We start from the raw sequence: 16,177 nt of genomic DNA, 5'->3' as shown, positions 1-16,177 counted from the left end.
TGAGGGTCATGAACCCTTCTGACGAGATCCTGGACATCGTCGACGAGAACGATGTCGTCGTGGGTCGGGCCCCGCGCGGCGAGGCGACCGCGCGGGGCCTGACCCACCGCTGCGTCTTCATCGAGGCCCGGGACGCGAGCGGCCGGATCTTCGTGCACCGCAGGACCGCCGGCAAGCTGGTCTTCCCCTCCCACTACGACATGTTCGTCGGCGGGGTCGTCGGCGCCGGCGAGTCCTACGACGAGGCGGCCCTGCGGGAGGCCGAGGAGGAGCTGGGCGTCACGGGCCTGCCCCGCCCGGAGCCGCTGTTCAAGTTCCTCTACGAGGGCGGCGGGCACAGCTGGTGGTCGTACGTCTACCAGGTGCGGTGCGAGCTGCCGGTGCACCCGCAGGTGGAGGAGGTCGCCTGGCACACCTTTCTCACGGATGCGGAGCTGGAGCGGCGGCTCGGCGACTGGCCGTGGGTGCCGGACGGCCTGGACGGCTACCGGCGACTCCAGGCGTTCCGGGCATCGCCCTGAACCGGCCGGGGATGCACACAAAAGCGCCAGATAGGGTCCCTACGTGAACGAATTTGTACAGAGCCTTCGATTGTGGTTCGCGCCGCAACGGATCCGCGAAGAAGGCGACACCCCCGACTACCGCTTTTCGCTGGCCAACGAGCGGACGTTCCTCGCCTGGATCCGCACGGCTCTCGCACTGATCGGCGGCGGGTTCGCGGTCGACCAGTTCCTTCCGGAACTGGTGTGGGGGGTGCGCGCGGGGCTGGCGCTCGCGTTGCTGGCGGCCGGTGTGCTGTGCGCTCTGCGCGCCGTCAACCACTGGGTGCGGTGCGAGCGGGCGATGCGGCGCGGGGAGGACCTGCCGGTGTCGCGTTTCCCGACGCTGCTGAGTCTGGCCGTCGCCGTGGTGGCCGTGGCGATGGTGGTGGTGGTCCTGTTCGGCTGGGAGGGCCGGTGACCGCAGAGGAACGCGATCCGGGGCTCCAGCCCGAGCGGACCCGGCTGGCATGGCGCCGTACGACGCTGTCCTGCACGGTCGTGGCACTGCTGGCGGGCAAGCAGGCGCTGCACAACGGGGCCACCCCGGCCGGGATGATCGCCCTGTCGTTGAGCGTGCTCGCCTGGCTGGGATTCCTGCGGGTGGCGAACCGGCGGGTGCAGGGCATGGGGACCGCCCGCCCCCGGACCCTCGGGTCCCGGGAGGCCCTGACGGCTGCGGCGTGCACGGTGGCGCTGGCCGTGTTCGCCGCCGCGATGCTCTTCTGAGCCCCGGCACCGGGCCGCTCAGCCCTCCCAGTCCACCGTCACGACGATCTTTCCGCGGGTACGCCCCTGCTCGTTGAGCCGGTAGGCCTCCGCGGCCTCCGCCAGCGGGAAGACCCGGTCGACATGGACCGAGACGATGCCCCGCTCGGCCAGTTCGGCCAGATGGGCCAGGTCCTTGGCATCCGGCCGCACGAAGGCGTACTTGCCGCCGTACGAGATGACCTCGCCGTCCGCGATGGACGCCAGTCTGCCGTCCGGTGCCAGCGTCTCGGCGGACACGCGCAGCGCTTCGCCGCCCACGGTGTCGAACGCCGCGTCGATCCCCTCCGGGGCCAGGGCGCGCAGCCGGTCGGCGAGCCCGTCCCCGTACGCCACGGGTTCCGCGCCGAGCTGTCGCAGGTGGTCGTGGTTGCGCTCGCTCGCGGTCCCGATGACCCGGCAGCCGCCGTGCCGGGCGAGCTGGACGGCGAGCGAGCCGACGCCACCCGCCGCGGCGTGGACGAGGACGGTGTCGCCGTCGCGGATCCGCAGCGACCGGTGGAGCACCTGGTAGGCGGTGAGCCCGGCCAGGGGCAGTCCGGCGGCCTCCTCGAAGCTCAGGCTCAGCGGTTTGCGGGCGAGGGTGCGCACCGGGGCGGCGACGTACTCGGCGAAGGTGCCCCGGCTCAGGAAGTCCTCCCGCACATAGCCGATCACCTCGTCGCCGACGGCGAACTCGTCGACGGCGGCGCCGGGCTGCACCACGACACCGGACACGTCCCATCCCGGGATCACCGGGAAGACCGCTTCGAGTCCGGCGTCGAGGTAGCCCTCCCGGGCCTTCCAGTCGACCGGATTGACCGCCGCGGCCCGCACCTTCACCAGGACGGTGTCGGGGCCGACCTTGGGATCGGGCCGCTCGCCGTACTCCATGACGTCGGCCCCGCCGTACCTGCTGTAGCTGATCGCCTTCATCCTTCGACCATCGTGGCAGGTCAGGGGTGGCGCAACTCATGCCGTGGCGGCCTCGAAGGGCGGCAGCAGGGTGCGCGGGTCGTGGCCGGAGTGCCAGAGCCCGATGAGGAAGGCCGTGGTGGCCTCCAGATACGCGGCCCGGTCGAGCCCGCCGACCGTCAGGGGGACACAGCCCAGATCGCGCACCAGCGCCGCCACGGTGTCCAGCGCGTCCGCGTCGTCCCCGCACAGCGGCACGGAGAGCGGGCCGTCGGCGAAGGCGGGCGGGGTGAGCCGCCACACCGAATCGGGCAGGTGGTTGAACGCTTTGACGACCCGGGCGCCGGTGGCGTCGGCGAGGGCGCGCGCGGCCCCGGGGCCGCCCTCGGTGGTGAGGACGAAGCCGGGTCCCACGGCGTTCGTGCAGTCGATCAGCACCCGCTCGCGCAGGGTCGCGTTCCCGGCGCCGAGCGCCGTGAGGGTGTCGCGCGCGACGTCGTGAGGCAGGGCGAGGAGTACGGCCGAGCCGAAGGTCACGGCCTCCTCGAAGGTCCCCGCCGCGCCTCCCGTCCGGCGGGCGAGGGCGCGGGCCCGGTCCGGCGAGCGGCCCGCGAAGAGGATCTGATGTCCGGCCCCGGCCCATTGGGTGCCGAGGGCGTCCGCCATGTTGCCCGTGCCGAGAATGCCGATGCGCATATCCGTCTCCCTGGCGAGTGTCCGCGAAGTAGCGTCGTGCCGTGGGAGGTGACGGTAGGAGATCCGTTGCTGACCATCCGGTGCCCGACGGGTGCCGCGGGGAGGGAGAGCTGTGGAGAGACTGCTCGCGGACTGCCGGGCGAGGCTCGGCTTCGATCTGTTCGCACACACCTGGAACGCGGTGGTCATCCACGCACTGGGCGGGGGGCCGCGCCGCCCGGTCGACCTCCGTGCGGAGATCGGCGGGATCAGCGCGAAGGTGCTCAACGAGACGCTTCGCCGGCTGGCCGGGTACGGGCTGGTCGAGCGGCAGGCGTACGCGGAGGCGCCGCCGCGCGTCGAGTACGCGCTGACCGGACTCGGCCGGACCCTGCTGGAGCCGATCGAGGCGCTCGGCCGGTGGTCCGCGGAGCACGGCGACGCCTTCGTGGCGGCGCAGGACTGGGACGACTGAGCCTCGCCCCGACGGGGCCGGCCCCTGTCGCCCCGGCCCCGTCCCGGGCTCTCACCAGCGCGGGATCGCGGGCGTGGCCCACCCCGGCTCGGCCTTGCGCATCGCCGCGGCGTCGTCGCGCTCGCGCATCGTGCCGTCGTCGTCGAGCCAGCGGCGGTGCAGTGCGGCCAGGCGTTCCCGGTCGAGTTCGACGCCCAGGCCCGGGGCGTCGGACACCGCGAGCCGGCCGTCCTCGAAGACGTGCCGGGTGGTGATGACGTCCTCGGTCTGCCAGGGGTAGTGGCTGTCGCAGGCGTAGTCGAGGTTGGGGACGGTGGCCGCGACATGTGTCATGGCGGCGAGGCTGATCCCGAGGTGGGTGTTGGAGTGCATGGAGAGTCCGACGCCGAAGGTGCGGCAGATGCCGGCCAGTTCGCGGGTACGGTGCAGCCCGCCCCAGTAGTGGTGGTCGGAGAGGACGACCTGCACGGCGTCGCGGGCGAAGGCCTCCGGGACCTCGGCCAGCGTGGTGACGCACATGTTCGTGGCCAGCGGTACGTCGGTGCCGGCCGCGACGGCGGCCATCAGCTCCGTGCCGCTCGCCGGGTCCTCCAGGTATTCCAGTACGTCCTTCAGCTGCTCGGCGACGTACAGCGAGGTCTCGACGGACCAGGCGCCGTTGGGGTCCAGGCGCAGCGGCTGCCCGGGGAAGGCGTCGGCGAGGGCGCGGACCGCGGCGATCTCCTGCTCGGGCGGGAAGACGCCGCCCTTCAGCTTGAAGGAGGAGAACCCGTACGCACGGGCGAAGCGCCGGGCCTGGGCGACGACTCCGGCCGGGTCGACGGCCGCGCCCCAGTCGTCGTGTTTGCCGCCGGCCGGGTGCTCGGCCCAGCGGTAGAAGAGGTACGCGCTGTACTCGACGCTGTCGCGGACCTTGCCGCCGAGCAGCGCGTGCACGGGCAGGCCGAGGGACTTGCCCAGCGCGTCCAGGCAGGCCACCTCGAAGCCGGAGACCACCGAGAGCCGCAGCTTGTCCGCGGTCTGGACACCGCGCAGCCCGCCCGCGTCGACGCGTTCGTCGGCCGCCCGTGAGTCTCCGCACACCTCGTCGGCGAGGGCGAAGAGACCGTTCACATCGCTGACCGGACGCCCGACCAGGGCCGTGGCGAGGGGCTGGGCCAGTTCGAGGTACTTACCGTCGCCGTAGGTCTCCCCGACCCCGGTCGTCCCGCCGCGTGTGACGACCTCCACGATGAGGCGCGGGGTGTACGGCTGGTGGACTCCCTGAGTGTTGAGGAGCGGCGGGTCGGCAATGAGGATCGGGGTGAGCCGGACTTCGTCGATCAACAAGGCAGTATCCATACGTGAACTCTATTCAGAGATACGACTCAACGCCAGGGGGTGGCGCCTCGTTCGGGCCGGAGTCCGCACATTCCGTTCCGGAAGTTCACTGGACGACATACCGACTGGTCGGCATCATGAGCACCGACGATGTATTCACCCCGGAGGTGCGCACGATGAGCCCAGTCCACCCGCCAGGTCTCGACCTCGACCGGTTGCGCGGCCACCTCGACCGCGAGCGGCCGGGTCTGGTGAACGGACCGCTCGACGCCCGGCTCATCGAGGGCGGCCGCTCCAACCTGACGTACGTCGTCACGGACACGGGCGGCACCGGTCGCTGGGTCGTCCGCCGGCCGCCGCTGGGTCATGTCCTGGCCACCGCACATGACATGAAGCGCGAGCACCGGGTGATCAGCGCACTGCACCCGACGGCCGTCCCGGTCCCCGAGACCCTGCTGCTCTGCGAGGACGACTCGGTCGTCGGCTCGCCGTTCTACGTGATGGAGTACGTCGAGGGCACCCCGTACCGCACGGTGGAGCAGCTCGCCCCGCTGGGCCCGGAGCGCACCCGCAAGGCGGTGCTGGGCCTGGTCGACACCCTGGTGGAACTGCACGCCGTGGACCCGCAGGCCGTCGGCCTGGGCGACTTCGGACGCCCCGAGGGCTTCCTCGACCGGCAGCTGCGCCGCTGGGGCAAGCAGCTGGACGCCTCCCGCAACCGCGAACTGCCCGGCATCGACGAGCTGCACGCGGCGCTCGGCCGCCGGCTCCCCGGCTCCCCCGCCCCGGCCGTCGTCCACGGCGACTACCGCCTGGACAACGTGCTGATCGGGTCCGACGACGAGATCAAGGCCGTCCTGGACTGGGAGATGTCGACGCTCGGCGACCCGCTCACCGACCTCGGCCTGCTGGTGATGTACAGCTCGGACCTGGGCCTCCCCGAGTCGCCGGTCTCCACCACCAGCGGCGCGGCCGGCCATCCCTCCCCCGCCGAGCTGATCGAGCGCTACGCCGCCCGCTCCGGCCGGGACACCTCCGGCATCTCCTGGTACACGGCGTTCGCCTGGTTCAAGCTCGCCGTGATCCTGGAGGGCATCCACTACCGCTACACGCTGGGCCAGACGGTCGGCGGCGGTTTCGACCGCATCGGCGACCTCGTCCCCGTCTTCATCGAGCACGGCCTCACCACCCTCCAGGAAGGCTGATCCACCCCATGGACTTCGCATTCGACGCCCGTACCGAAGAGCTGCGCGCCCAGCTGCTCACCTTCATGGACGAGCACGTCTACCCGGCCGAGAAGACCGCGGACGAGCAGCGCGAGGGGCTCGCGTCGCCGTGGGACACCCCGCAGGTGGTGGAGGACCTCAAGGCCGAGGCCCGTAAGCAGGGGCTGTGGAACCTCTTCCTGCCCGACGCCGAGTACGGCGCCGGGCTGACCAACCTCCAGTACGCCCCGATGGCCGAGATCCTGGGCCGTTCCCCGCAGTTGGCGCCGACCGCGCTGAACTGCGCGGCGCCGGACACCGGGAACATGGAGGTGCTGGCCCAGTTCGGCACCGAGGAGCAGAAGAAGCAGTGGCTGGAGCCGCTGTTGGCCGGGGAGATCCGGTCCGCGTTCGCGATGACGGAGCCGGAGGTCGCCTCCTCCGACGCGACGAACATCGAGACCCGGATCACGCGGGACGGGGACCACTACGTCATCAACGGGCGCAAGTGGTACATCTCCGGGGCGATGAACCCGGACTGCGCGGTCTTCATCGTGATGGGCAAGACCGACCCGGACGGCGAGGACATCCGCCGCCAGCAGTCACAGATCCTCGTCCCGCGCGACACCCCGGGTCTGACGGTGAAGCGGGCCATGAAGGTGTACGGCTACGAGGACCACTACCACGGCGGTCACGCCGAGGTGGTCTTCGACGACGTGCGGGTACCCGTCACGAACCTGGTCGGCGAGGAGGGCGGCGGCTTCGCCATCGCCCAGGCGCGGCTGGGTCCGGGCCGGATCCATCACTGCATGCGGCTGATCGGCATGGCCGAGCGTGCCATCGAGCTGATGTGCCGCCGTGCCGTGTCCCGGGACGCCTTCGGCAAGCCGCTCGCCCAGCAGGGCGTCGTACAGAACTGGATCGCGGACGCCCGGGTCACGGTGGAGCAGCTGCGACTGCTGGTGCTGAAGACGGCCTGGCTGATGGACACCGTGGGCAACCGCGGTGCGCACACGGAGATCCAGTCCATCAAGATCGCCACCCCGCGTGCGGTGGTCGCCATCCTCGACCAGGCGGTGCAGCTGCACGGCGCGGGCGGGGTCAGCCAGGACTTCCCGCTGGCCGAACTGTGGGCGGCGGCGCGGACGCTGCGGCTGGCGGACGGTCCGGACGAGGTGCACCAGCGGTCGCTGGCGCGGCGGGAGATCAAGAAGTACCTGTAGGGGCTCTCCCGTACGGGAGACCGAGGCACACCCGTGGAACGGCGGCCCGGCGGGAGACCGGGAAGCACCCGTGGTCGGCGGCCCGGCGGGAGACCGGGATGCACCCGCGGGTTGTGGTCCGGCCGGGGCGGCGGGTCGTGTCAGGGTGCGCCGGCCCCGATCCGGTCCAGTACCTGCGTGTACCGGCAGCGCCGGTCGGGCCGGGCGCGGGCGGCGGCGTGACGGAGTGCCGGGACCGCCGCCGGGCCCAGCCCGACGAGTCCCTCGACCGCCGCCTCGCGTACGACGGCGTGCGGATGTCCGAGCAGTGCTGTCACGGCGGGAACCGCCGGCGCCCAGCCCGCCCGGCAGAGCGTCAGAACCGCCATGCGCACCACGTCCGGCCGGGGGTCGTCCAGCAGGAGTTCGGTGTGGCGCAGATGGGCGCTCCGGCCGAGCATCGCCCGTGACGTCCGGTGCGCGCGCAGCCGGACCCTGGGCCGGGGGTGCGTGAGCAACCCACCGAGCAGGTCCAGGAGTTGCGGGCTCTCGTCCGGCTCGGGGCCGGGGTGCGCGGCCGCGAGTTCCGTGAGCGCCCGGCAGATCTGCTCAGGCGTGCCGGTTCCGGCCAGGTCCAGGAGTTCCTGCCGGGTCGGGCGGTGCCCCGTCGCGAGGGGGCCGGCCGCGCCGCGGTCGCGGAGGGCCGCCAGCGCCTCCGCGTCCCGCTGCCCGGCGTCCGGGTCCCGCAGCGGCCCGTCCACGAGGCGCAGCCGGTCGGCGAGTTCGGTGCGCCCTTCCGCACGCAGGCGCCGGCGGGTCCGGGTCAGGGCCGGGGTACGCAGCAGCGGCCGTCCCGCGAGCAGGTCCAGGTATCCCCAGGCCCCCGCGTCGAGCCGGTCGCCGAGCACGTCGGCCAGCGCGTCGGCGGGATGCGTGCGCAACGCGTCCGCGACGGCCCGGGCCATGTCGGGCGGTGCGTGCTCCCACCACTCCAGCAGCAGGGGGACCAACCGTTCCCGCTCCCAGGGGTCGATCCCCTCGGCCGCACGTGCCACCCTGTCGCGCAGGATCCCGTCGCCACGGAGTTCCGTCTCGCCGATGGCGCCGAGCATGCGGGCGGTCCCGGCCCCTGCGGGCAGGGCGACCCGGCCGCGGAGATACGCGCGGAGCACCGCCAGGCGGGCCTCGGGCTCGGGCCACCGCGCCAGCGCCTCGGCCGCGGTCTGCCGGCCCTCCGCCCCGGCCGACGCCAGCATGACGAGCAGCCGCTCCCGCTGGGCCGCCGAACGCGGCTGGTCCAGGTCGTCCGCGCGGACGAGGCGCGGTGACGGCTCCGGTTCCCCCGCGCTCTCCGCGAGGGTCCAGGGGGGCGCGCCGAGGGGCTGGAGCCGCGTCATCCAGTCGATGAGCGCGGACCGGACCCCTGCGCCGGCGCTGCGGTGGGCATCGATCAGCCCGGCCAGCCGCTCCCGCGAGGGAACGGTGCCGTCGTCCGCGCGGCGGAACGCGGCCAGGGTGTCCGGTGCCCGGACGGCATCGGCCGCCGCAAGACGCCAGGCCCGGGCCGCGGCGGACACGGTTGCGGCGTCGTCGGGTTCCGGTACGGCGAACGCCTCACGGAGCACGGCTGTCCCGGCCCTCCAGGCGTCGGCGTCGAGCCGGGCGTCCGCGAGGGCCCGGTCGAGATCGGCGCGGACCGGTACCGCGCCGAGGCGGCGCAGCAGGGGCAGCGTGGAGCGGCTCGGCATCGCGGGCGCGGGGTCGAGGGCGCGTACGGCGGCGACGGCGGCCGGTCTCGCGGTGGCCTTCAGCAGCGGCGCGACCTCTTCGAGTACGGCGATCAGGTCGTGCCGGTCCTTGTCCCTGGCGTCGGCCAGCGCGTCCAGCAGGAGGGGCGCGGACCGGGCGAACACCGCGAGCTCCTGAGGGCTCCGGGGCTCGGCGCAGAGGGTCAGCGCGAACCGCAGCACCTTGTTCCCCTTGTTCCCGAGGGCCTTGTCCCGGGACTCCGACTCCGGCAGCAGGGATTCCGCCAGCGCGAGCCAGCCGCCCGCCAGCGGCCGCAGACGTCTCGACCGGGTGGGGCACAGCGGCTCGTCCCGCCCGGCGAGGCGCAGCGCGACCTCGGGGTCCCAGCCTCCGGTGAGCAGGGCCTCGATGTCACGGTCCGCCGCACCGGCGGCCGACGACGGGTCCGTGGCCGCCGGTGCGGTGATCCCGTGCCGGGCCGCGGCCGGCGCCAGGTCCTCCCTGGTGCCGGAGGCCAGTGCGACCCCGCGGGACACCACCAGGCTGAGGAGGGCAGGCGCCACCGGTGACTTCTGTTCGTCCAGTGCGAGCACCGCGCGTGCGGGGAGGGCGCCGCCGAGGCCCAGCAGCAGCCGGCGCCGGGTGGCGTCGTCCCGGCTGTGTTCGGCGGCGGCGACGAGGGTGGCCGCGTAGGCGTCGCCGAGCACCGCGCGCAGGGCCGCGGCGAGGGTGTCGCGCAGAGCGAGGTTGCTGTCCCGGCCGAGCCGGGCGAGGAGCTTCGGGAGGGCCGCGGGTGCACCGGCCCGCACCAGCGCCTCGGCCGCCGTCTTCCTGATGTTCATGTTCGGATGGTCGAGGCAGTCGGCGATCGCGGCGCCCGCCCAGTGGGCCCGGGCACGGCCCAGGGCGAGGAGGGCCTGCCGGACGGTCTGGATGTCCTGGGCCCTCGTCAGCGTGATCAGCGTCGCCGAGAGCGCCTGGGCGTCCTCGCCCGTGGCGTCGTGGGCGAGCAGGGCGATGGCGTGCTTGCGTACGTGCCGGTCGCGGTGGCGCAGCAGCCGGTGCACCCTCGCCCGGGTGCCGGTCCAGGGGACCCTGAGCAGCAGTTCGAGCAGGACCGCCTGTTCGTCGTCGGAGAGTCCGGGGCGCTCCAGCAGATCCAGCGCCACTGTCGCGACGAGTGCGTGCCCGGCCTCCCGGGCGTCCGCGGCGTCGAGCAGGCAGACGGGCCGGATGGCGCCCCTTTCGTACAGCCGTCGGCCCAGAGCGCTCACGGCGTGCAGGACGTCCTGCGGGACCGCGGGTTCGCCGGCCGGCTGTCCGTGCTCGCCGGTCCGGGGAGCCTCGTCCGGGCTCCTCTTCGCGGCCTGCCCGGCCACGACACGCAGCAGCAGGTCGGCGATGGCCGGGAGGGTGCCGGCGTCGCCGTGGGCCGCCAGCCGGCACAGGGCGGTGACCGGTGCTTCCGGGTCCAGGTGGGAACGCAGCAGGGCCAGTTCCCGCGCGTCCGGGCCGCCGAGGTCCGCCGCGATGCGCGGCGGCAGGTCGACCGGGTCGAGCCGGGCGAGCAGGGACCGGCGCAGCTCGGGGTCGCGGTTCAGCTGCCAGAGCAGTTCGAGGGCCCGGTGGTGTACGGGGCGCAGGTGGGGCGCCGTTCCGCCCGTGGTGAGGCCCAGCCCCTCGCGCAGGGCCCGTACCGTCCGGTCCCCGCCGATCGCCTCCAGCGTGTCCAGGGCCGCGGCCGGCACCGAGGGCAGCAGGGCGATCACGGCTTCTTCCGCGTCCGCGTGGCGCAGTTCGCGGATCGCGCGGAGGAAGGGCACGGGTGCGGGGGCCGAGGAAAGTACGCGGGTGACGGCTTCCCCGACGGGGAGGTCGGCGGCCCCCTGCCCGGCCAGGGCGACGAGCAGGGCGATCCGTCGCGGCCAGCCCGGATCGTCGGCCGGTGCGTCCATGAGGACGTGGAGCGTCTCCTGCCGGGAGGTGAAGAGGATCGTCGCCACGTCGCGGGGCGGGATCGAGTGATCGGACAGGGCCAGGCCGACGACGGCGCGGACATGCGTGCTGTCCGGGAAGTGCCCGCGGCGGTGGAGGCCGCGCAGACAGGCCACGGCCGGGCCGCCGAGCAGCAGGGGATCGCGGGCGGCGACGGCGGCCAGCCCGCCGATGTCGTCGCGTTCCGCCAGTTCGCCGAGCAGTTCCATCGCGCGACGCCGGAGGCCGGGCGCGAGACGGGGGTCTGCGACGACCCGGCACAGCAGGTCCCGGTGGCCGTGGCGCGCGGCGGCCGAGAGCGCCGCGTCGGCCACCGCGGGCCGGGCGGGCGAGGTGTCCCCCGTCCGCTCCCCGTCCTGCCCCGGTGCCGGTGCGGGTCCCCCGGGCCGCTCCCGTGCCGGACCGGGGAGGAGGAAGGGGGCGAAGACGCCGGGCGGCAGCGGGTCGGTCGCCGCCCACGGTTCGGCGAGTGCTCCCAACGCACCCGCGACGACCGGGGCTCCGCCGGCTCCCAGCAGCGCGATCAGCCTCTCCCGGACCCGTGCCGGGGCCAGGAGTCCGGCGTGCAGCCCCTCGCGGGCCAGCCGCAGCGCCTCGGCCTGAAGGAGCGGATCGCCGCTGCCCGCCAGTTCCTCCACGAGCCGCGCCGGCCGGTGCGTGGCGGTGATCTCCATCCCCCGCACGGCCTGGTAGAGGAGTTCGCCCGGCGCCTCGGCACCGATCACTCCGGGATCGTGGAGCACATCCGCCCGCAGCCACGCGATCCGTACCTGTGCGGGCAGTGGCCCGGCAGCCGTGCGCCACGGCGGACGTGGGCGGCCGTTCAGGCGGTGGCCCAGTCGCTCGTAGAGCTCTGCCAGGAGGAGATCGGCCTCCGGCGGTCCGGTGAGTGAGGCGGGCAGCAGTCCGGCGAGCGCGTCCCTCGCACGGTCGTCGGACAGCGGGCACTCCGTGACGCGCTCGGCGAGCCGGACCAGCGCCGCATGCCGCCGACCGGGGTCCGCGGGCCCGAGCAGCCGGCCCAGGGTGTGGAGCTCTTCGTCGGCCGGGGTTCGCATCGTCGGATGCTAGCCGGGCGCCCCGCGGCCCCACCAACGCGTTTCGGGCCCTCGCGTCCTCTCCCGGGCGGTCTCAGTAGCCGCCGTACGGCACGTGGTCGGCGAGGGCCAGTTCGCGGGCGAAGGCCCGCACCCGCAGCAGGCAGCGGGCGAGGAACCGCAGGGGCATCGCCCGGTGCGGCCCGTAGGCCGCCTTCCACAGGGCGGGGACACGCGTCGAAGTCTGGATGTGCGCCATGTATCCACCTTCGCCCCACCATGCCATTCGGTCCAACAGATGGATTCGCTGGCAGTGATCGCTACGGTAGATGGATGGAGATTCGCCAGCTCCGCCACTTCATGGCGGTGATCACGCACGGCAGCTTCACCGCCGCCGCCCGCGCCGAACTGATCGTGCAGTCCGCCCTGAGCACCTCCGTCCGCAACCTCGAACGGGAGCTGGGGGCCGACCTGTTCGAACGGACCGGCCGCCGGGTGGTACTCACCGAGGCAGGCCGGGCGCTGCTGCCGTCGGCCCGGACGGTGCTGGCCGGGACGGACGCGGCGCGCGACGCGGTGGCCGCCGTCTCGGGGCTGGCCACCGGGCGGGTGCGGATCGGCACGATCCAGACGCTGACCTGCGTGGACCTGGCCGCCGAGCTGGCCTCGTTCCACAGGCTGTGGCCCGGGGTGCAGATCTCGCTCCGCGAGGCCACGACTCCCGAGCTGGTGGCGGGGGTCCGGGCCGGCGAGCTGGACCTCGCCTATCTCGCGCCGGACGCCGCCGAACTCCCGGAGGGCATCACGGCGTTCGCTTCCTGGCGGGAGGACCTGGTGCTCATCACGGCGCCGGACCACCGGCTCGCGACGGCCGGGCGCACCCTGATCAAGGACCTGGCCGACGAGCCGTTCGTGGACTTCCGCGCGGGCACCGGCCTGGAGACGGCGGTGCGGCGGCTGGCCGCGCACTGCGGTCTGGAGCGCCGGATCACCTGTGACGTCACCCAGATCCGGCTGCTCGTCGATCTCGTCCGGGCGGGTATCGGCGTGGCGATCGTGCCGCGCCGGATCGGCGAGGACGCCGGCCTGCCCTGTGTGAGCATCCGGCAGCCGGAGCCGGGCCGGACCGTACTCCTGGTGGGCCGGGCGCCCCGGCCTCGCAACCCGGCCGCGGAGGCGCTGCTGGACCGGCTGGCCGGCGGCAGCGCCTGAGGAGCGCCCCTACGGCCGCAGCGCGCGCAGCAGCAGGTCGGCGAGGTGGTCGGCGACCTCCTGCTGGGTGAGCGGGCCATCGGGCCGGTACCAGGTCGACAGGTGGTGGACCGAACCGAAGTGGTAGTCGACGATCAGGTCTGCCGGAGTGGCGGTGGAGAACACCCCGCTGCGCTGCCCCTCCTCCACGAGTGCGCGGAAGCGCTCGTGGTAGCGGCGCCGCTCCACCCGTACCTGCTTGTTCTTCTCGGGGCTCAGGTGGTGCATGGAGCGGAAGAAGATCGAGGCGTCGTCGAGGTTCTCGATGGTGGTGACGACCACGTCGGCCGCGGCCTCGCGCAACCGCTGCTCGACGGGTGCGTCGGCGTCCGCGAAGGCGTCGAGCCGCTCCTGCTGGAGCCGCAGCACCCGGGCGTAGACCTCCTGGAGGAGGTCCTCCTTGGAACCGAAGTAGTGGTACAGCGCCCCCTTGGTGACGCCGGCCGCCTCGACGATCTCCTGGACCGAGGTGCGGTCGTACCCCTGCTCGGCGAAGAGCCGGGTGGCGGCGGCCAGCAGCCGCTGGGGAACGGGAGTACCGCTCCCGTCCGTCGCCTTGGCCATAGCCGCCACCTTCCTTCCGTGCTGTGGGTCAGCCGTTCTCACGGGGTGAACGCAGCTCCCGCCTGAGGATCTTCCCACTTGCGGTCTTGGGGAGTTCCGCCAGGATCTCGACTTCGCGCGGATACTTGTACGCGGCGAGCCGTTCCTTGCAGTACGCACCCAATTCGCCGGGTTCGACCGTGGCGCCGGGCCGCAGGCTGACGTAGGCGCGGACCGTCTCGCCCCGGTAGGCGTCGGGGACGCCCGCGACGGCGGCCTCGCGCACGGCGGGGTGGGTGTAGAGGACGTCCTCCACCTCGCGCGGCCAGACCTTGAAGCCGGAGGCGTTGATCATGTCCTTCTTGCGGTCGACGACGTAGAGCCAGCCCTGGCGGTCCATGAACCCGATGTCGCCGGTGCGCAGCTCCCCGTCCGGGAAGGCGGCCTCGGTGGCCTCGGGCAGCCGCCAGTAGCCGGAGACCACCTGAGGACCCCGCACCGCGATCTCGCCCTGCTCGCCGAAGGGCACGTCCGCCCCGTTCTCGTCGATGATGCGCACGACCGTGTGCGGGCCGGGCACGCCGACCGAGAGGGTTCCGGAGACCGGGTCGACCGGGGCCTCACGCTCCGGCGGCACGGTGGCGCAGGGGGCGGTGCACTCGGTGAGGCCGTAGCCGTTGCGGATGTACGGGCCGAAGCCCGCCCGGAACTTCTCGACGAGCGCGGGCGGCAGAGGTGCGCCGCCGGAGGAGATCACCTGGAACGAGGCGAAGTGCCCGGGCGTGGCACCGGGGCTCGCGGCGAGCGCCATGAAGGCGGTCGACGGGCCGACGGTGTACGCGGGGCGGTTCTCGGCGAAGGCGTCCAGGACGACGCCGGGGTGGAAGCGGTACGCCAGGACCAGGGTGCCCGCGTTCGTGAGGCAGACGGCCAGCTGGCAGACCATGCCGGTGATGTGGAAGAGCGGGGCGAGGGCGAAGTAGGCGGCCCCCTCGGCGATGGAGTGGCCGGTGCGCTGGCGCTCGGCGTTGACCATGATGTTGCCGTGGGAGTTCAGGGCGCCCTTGGGAGTGCCGCTGGTCCCGGAGGTGTAGCTGATCAGCGCCACGTCGGCGGCGGTGAGGTCCCGGCCGGCGGGGGCCGCGAGGCCCTTGCGGGCGACAGCCACCAGGTCGTCGGCGTCGGCGGCGGGGGGCAGCCGGTCGAAGTCGAGCACCCGCTCGTCGTTCCTCGTCTGCAGGTCCAGCTCGCAGGCGGTGACGGCGATCCGGACGGACGGGGCGCCGGCCGCGGTCTCCCGCAGATACGCCTCCCAGGCCCGGTCCGAGCAGATCAGCGCCGTGACCTCGGCGTCCTTCAGCACATGGCCGACCTCGGCGGACTTGTACATCGGGTTGAGCGGGACGACCGTCGCCCCGGCCTTCCAGGCGCCGAGCAGCGCGAGGACGAACTGCGGGGAGTTCTGCAGCATGATCGCGACCCGGTCGCCGCGCTCCAGCCCCCGGGCGGCGAGGTGCCCGGCCACGGAGTCGGAGAGCTCGTCCGTCTCGCGGTAGGTGAGGCGGCCGTCGAAGTAGGCGAGGGCCGGATGGCCCGGGGCCCTGGCGACGGAGTCACGGAAGGCGTGCACCAGGGTCTCGGCGGGGTTGACGGGGGCCCGCTGGGCCTCGCTGAGCAGCGGGAGCCAGGGCTTCGCCGCGTAGATCGACTCGCTCATGCGCCGGTCTCCTCCCACTTGCGCTGGAGGTGGTTCATATTGCCGAGCCAGTGGTCGGTGTCCTTGGTGCGGGCCCGGTAGTAGCCGGCGACCTCGGGGTGCGGCAGGACGAGGAAGCGGTCCTCGGCCATGGCAGCGAAGAGGGCGTCGGCGACGTCCTCGGGCTCGATCGCGCTGGGGGCGAGGACGAGCTTCCCGGCCGATCCGGCGGCGGTGAGCATGTCGGTGCGCACCCCCTGCGGACAGATCGCGTGGACCTTGACCCCGCGGTGGCGGTAGGTGAGGGAGAGCCACTCGGCGAAGGCGACCACGCCGTGCTTGGTGACGCTGTACGGCGCCGCGCCGATCATCGTCAGCAGTCCGGCGGCGGAGGCCGTGGAGACGAACCTGCCGCTGCCGCGCTCCAGCCAGTCGGGGAGCAGCGCCCTGGCCGCGCGGACGTGGGCCATCACGTTGACGTCCCAGGCCGCGGCCCAGACCTCCTCGTCGGCGAAGACGTCGCCGGGCGAGGCAAGGCCGGCGTTGGCGCAGTAGACGTCCACGGTGCCGTCCAGCGCGTCCCGGGCGGCGTCGACGATCTGCGAGGCGTCACCGGCGACCGCGATGCCGCCGATCTCCTCGGCGAGCGCCTTGATCCGGTTCTCGTCGAGGTCGTTGACCACGACCCGTGCGCCCTCGGCGGCGAATCTGCGGGCCAGTGCGGCTCCGATGCCGCCTCCGGCTCCCGTGACCACTACGCCCGCGCCGTGCACCGTACTCATCGGTCCCGCCTCTCTCAGCCGACTGCACCGGCAGACTAACCGGTCG

The 16,177-nt window shown here is 73.4% G+C and carries 15 protein-coding genes; 7 read left to right on the top strand and 8 right to left on the bottom strand.

All coding sequences use genetic code 11. The features are described 5' to 3' along the window. Positions 1–8: 8 nt before the first annotated feature. From ACGFZA_RS25375 to ACGFZA_RS25365, 3 genes are read left to right on the top strand one after another with little or no spacing between them, the layout of a single operon-like run. Positions 9–521 carry an NUDIX domain-containing protein gene (locus ACGFZA_RS25375; protein WP_393682091.1) on the top strand — a complete coding sequence of 171 codons (513 nt, stop codon included), beginning with the start codon at positions 9–11 and terminating at the stop codon, positions 519–521. A 43-nt stretch (positions 522–564) separates the two neighbouring features. Next, positions 565–960, top strand: a complete 396-nt coding sequence (locus tag ACGFZA_RS25370) for a YidH family protein (protein ID WP_385281457.1) — start codon at positions 565–567, stop codon at positions 958–960. Next, complete coding sequence (locus ACGFZA_RS25365; protein WP_393682089.1) at positions 957–1,268, top strand: DUF202 domain-containing protein; 312 nt, start codon at positions 957–959, stop codon at positions 1,266–1,268. Before ACGFZA_RS25370 ends, ACGFZA_RS25365 begins: the two co-directional genes overlap by 4 nt. An 18-nt stretch (positions 1,269–1,286) precedes the next feature. Here the strand turns inward: ACGFZA_RS25365 and ACGFZA_RS25360 are convergent, their stop codons facing one another. Together ACGFZA_RS25360 and ACGFZA_RS25355 are read right to left on the bottom strand one after the other, a co-directional pair. Further along, positions 1,287–2,222, bottom strand: coding sequence for an NADP-dependent oxidoreductase (locus ACGFZA_RS25360; protein ID WP_393682087.1), 936 nt, complete (start codon positions 2,220–2,222; stop codon positions 1,287–1,289). A gap of 36 nt (positions 2,223–2,258) precedes the next feature. Continuing rightward, entirely contained in the window at positions 2,259–2,897 is a 639-nt protein-coding gene (locus ACGFZA_RS25355; RefSeq protein WP_393682085.1) for an NADPH-dependent F420 reductase, read from the bottom strand. 112 nt (positions 2,898–3,009) lie between these two features. Here ACGFZA_RS25355 and ACGFZA_RS25350 point away from each other — a divergent pair, with 112 nt between their 5' ends. Next, on the top strand, positions 3,010–3,351 hold the full coding sequence (locus ACGFZA_RS25350; RefSeq protein ID WP_385281468.1) for a winged helix-turn-helix transcriptional regulator: 342 nt from the start codon (positions 3,010–3,012) through the stop codon (positions 3,349–3,351). 51 nt (positions 3,352–3,402) lie between these two features. Here the strand turns inward: ACGFZA_RS25350 and ACGFZA_RS25345 are convergent, their stop codons facing one another. Next, positions 3,403–4,692, bottom strand: coding sequence for a glucarate dehydratase family protein (locus ACGFZA_RS25345; protein WP_385281470.1), 1,290 nt, complete (start codon positions 4,690–4,692; stop codon positions 3,403–3,405). A 155-nt stretch (positions 4,693–4,847) separates the two neighbouring features. Between ACGFZA_RS25345 and ACGFZA_RS25340 the strand changes: the two genes are divergently transcribed. Both ACGFZA_RS25340 and ACGFZA_RS25335 read left to right on the top strand, forming a co-directional pair. Next, positions 4,848–5,876 (top strand): phosphotransferase family protein, encoded by a 1,029-nt coding sequence (locus ACGFZA_RS25340; protein WP_385281473.1) that lies wholly within the window; start codon positions 4,848–4,850, stop codon positions 5,874–5,876. Between the two features lie 8 nt (positions 5,877–5,884). Then, entirely contained in the window at positions 5,885–7,099 is a 1,215-nt protein-coding gene (locus ACGFZA_RS25335) for an acyl-CoA dehydrogenase family protein (RefSeq protein ID WP_393682082.1), read from the top strand. 140 nt (positions 7,100–7,239) lie between these two features. On the opposite strand, the gene ACGFZA_RS25330 is transcribed toward ACGFZA_RS25335, so the two are convergent. Beyond that, positions 7,240–11,880, bottom strand: coding sequence for a HEAT repeat domain-containing protein (locus ACGFZA_RS25330; protein WP_393682080.1), 4,641 nt, complete (start codon positions 11,878–11,880; stop codon positions 7,240–7,242). A 73-nt stretch (positions 11,881–11,953) separates the two neighbouring features. Continuing rightward, positions 11,954–12,118: a hypothetical protein gene (locus tag ACGFZA_RS25325; protein WP_385281479.1), complete on the bottom strand. Its 165-nt coding sequence runs from the start codon at positions 12,116–12,118 to the stop codon at positions 11,954–11,956. Positions 12,119–12,192: 74 nt separating this feature from the next. On the opposite strand from ACGFZA_RS25325, the gene ACGFZA_RS25320 reads away from it, so the two are divergent. Continuing rightward, positions 12,193–13,071, top strand: a complete 879-nt coding sequence (locus ACGFZA_RS25320) for a LysR family transcriptional regulator (RefSeq protein WP_393682078.1) — start codon at positions 12,193–12,195, stop codon at positions 13,069–13,071. Between the two features lie 9 nt (positions 13,072–13,080). On the opposite strand, the gene ACGFZA_RS25315 is transcribed toward ACGFZA_RS25320, so the two are convergent. The 3 genes from ACGFZA_RS25315 to ACGFZA_RS25305 are packed head-to-tail and all read right to left on the bottom strand — an operon-like array spanning position 13,081 to position 16,131. Next, positions 13,081–13,674: a TetR/AcrR family transcriptional regulator gene (locus tag ACGFZA_RS25315; RefSeq protein ID WP_326735315.1), complete on the bottom strand. Its 594-nt coding sequence runs from the start codon at positions 13,672–13,674 to the stop codon at positions 13,081–13,083. 28 nt (positions 13,675–13,702) lie between these two features. Then, entirely contained in the window at positions 13,703–15,370 is a 1,668-nt protein-coding gene (locus ACGFZA_RS25310; RefSeq protein WP_385281484.1) for a class I adenylate-forming enzyme family protein, read from the bottom strand. Further along, positions 15,367–16,131: an SDR family oxidoreductase gene (locus ACGFZA_RS25305; RefSeq protein ID WP_385281487.1), complete on the bottom strand. Its 765-nt coding sequence runs from the start codon at positions 16,129–16,131 to the stop codon at positions 15,367–15,369. The genes ACGFZA_RS25310 and ACGFZA_RS25305 overlap by 4 nt, the downstream gene beginning before the upstream one ends. Positions 16,132–16,177 lie beyond the last annotated feature (46 nt).

Source organism: Streptomyces sp. NPDC048211 (assembly GCF_043202315.1).
Taxonomy (GTDB): Bacteria; Actinomycetota; Actinomycetes; order Streptomycetales; family Streptomycetaceae; genus Streptomyces.
This window is presented reverse-complemented; position numbering and strand designations above follow the sequence as displayed.

Bases quoted from the DNA above. Each gene is read 5' to 3' on its own strand.
- ACGFZA_RS25315 (WP_326735315.1), bottom strand. From the start codon at position 13,674: ATGGCCAAGGCGACGGACGGGAGCGGTACTCCCGTTCCCCAGCGGCTG.
- ACGFZA_RS25310 (WP_385281484.1), bottom strand. From the start codon at position 15,370: ATGAGCGAGTCGATCTACGCGGCGAAGCCCTGGCTCCCGCTGCTCAGC.
- ACGFZA_RS25355 (WP_393682085.1), bottom strand. From the start codon at position 2,897: ATGCGCATCGGCATTCTCGGCACGGGCAACATGGCGGACGCCCTCGGC.
- ACGFZA_RS25360 (WP_393682087.1), bottom strand. From the start codon at position 2,222: ATGAAGGCGATCAGCTACAGCAGGTACGGCGGGGCCGACGTCATGGAG.
- ACGFZA_RS25335 (WP_393682082.1), top strand. From the start codon at position 5,885: ATGGACTTCGCATTCGACGCCCGTACCGAAGAGCTGCGCGCCCAGCTG.
- ACGFZA_RS25345 (WP_385281470.1), bottom strand. From the start codon at position 4,692: ATGGATACTGCCTTGTTGATCGACGAAGTCCGGCTCACCCCGATCCTC.
- ACGFZA_RS25320 (WP_393682078.1), top strand. From the start codon at position 12,193: ATGGAGATTCGCCAGCTCCGCCACTTCATGGCGGTGATCACGCACGGC.
- ACGFZA_RS25305 (WP_385281487.1), bottom strand. From the start codon at position 16,131: ATGAGTACGGTGCACGGCGCGGGCGTAGTGGTCACGGGAGCCGGAGGC.
- ACGFZA_RS25340 (WP_385281473.1), top strand. From the start codon at position 4,848: ATGAGCCCAGTCCACCCGCCAGGTCTCGACCTCGACCGGTTGCGCGGC.
- ACGFZA_RS25375 (WP_393682091.1), top strand. From the start codon at position 9: ATGAACCCTTCTGACGAGATCCTGGACATCGTCGACGAGAACGATGTC.
- ACGFZA_RS25325 (WP_385281479.1), bottom strand. From the start codon at position 12,118: ATGGCGCACATCCAGACTTCGACGCGTGTCCCCGCCCTGTGGAAGGCG.
- ACGFZA_RS25330 (WP_393682080.1), bottom strand. From the start codon at position 11,880: ATGCGAACCCCGGCCGACGAAGAGCTCCACACCCTGGGCCGGCTGCTC.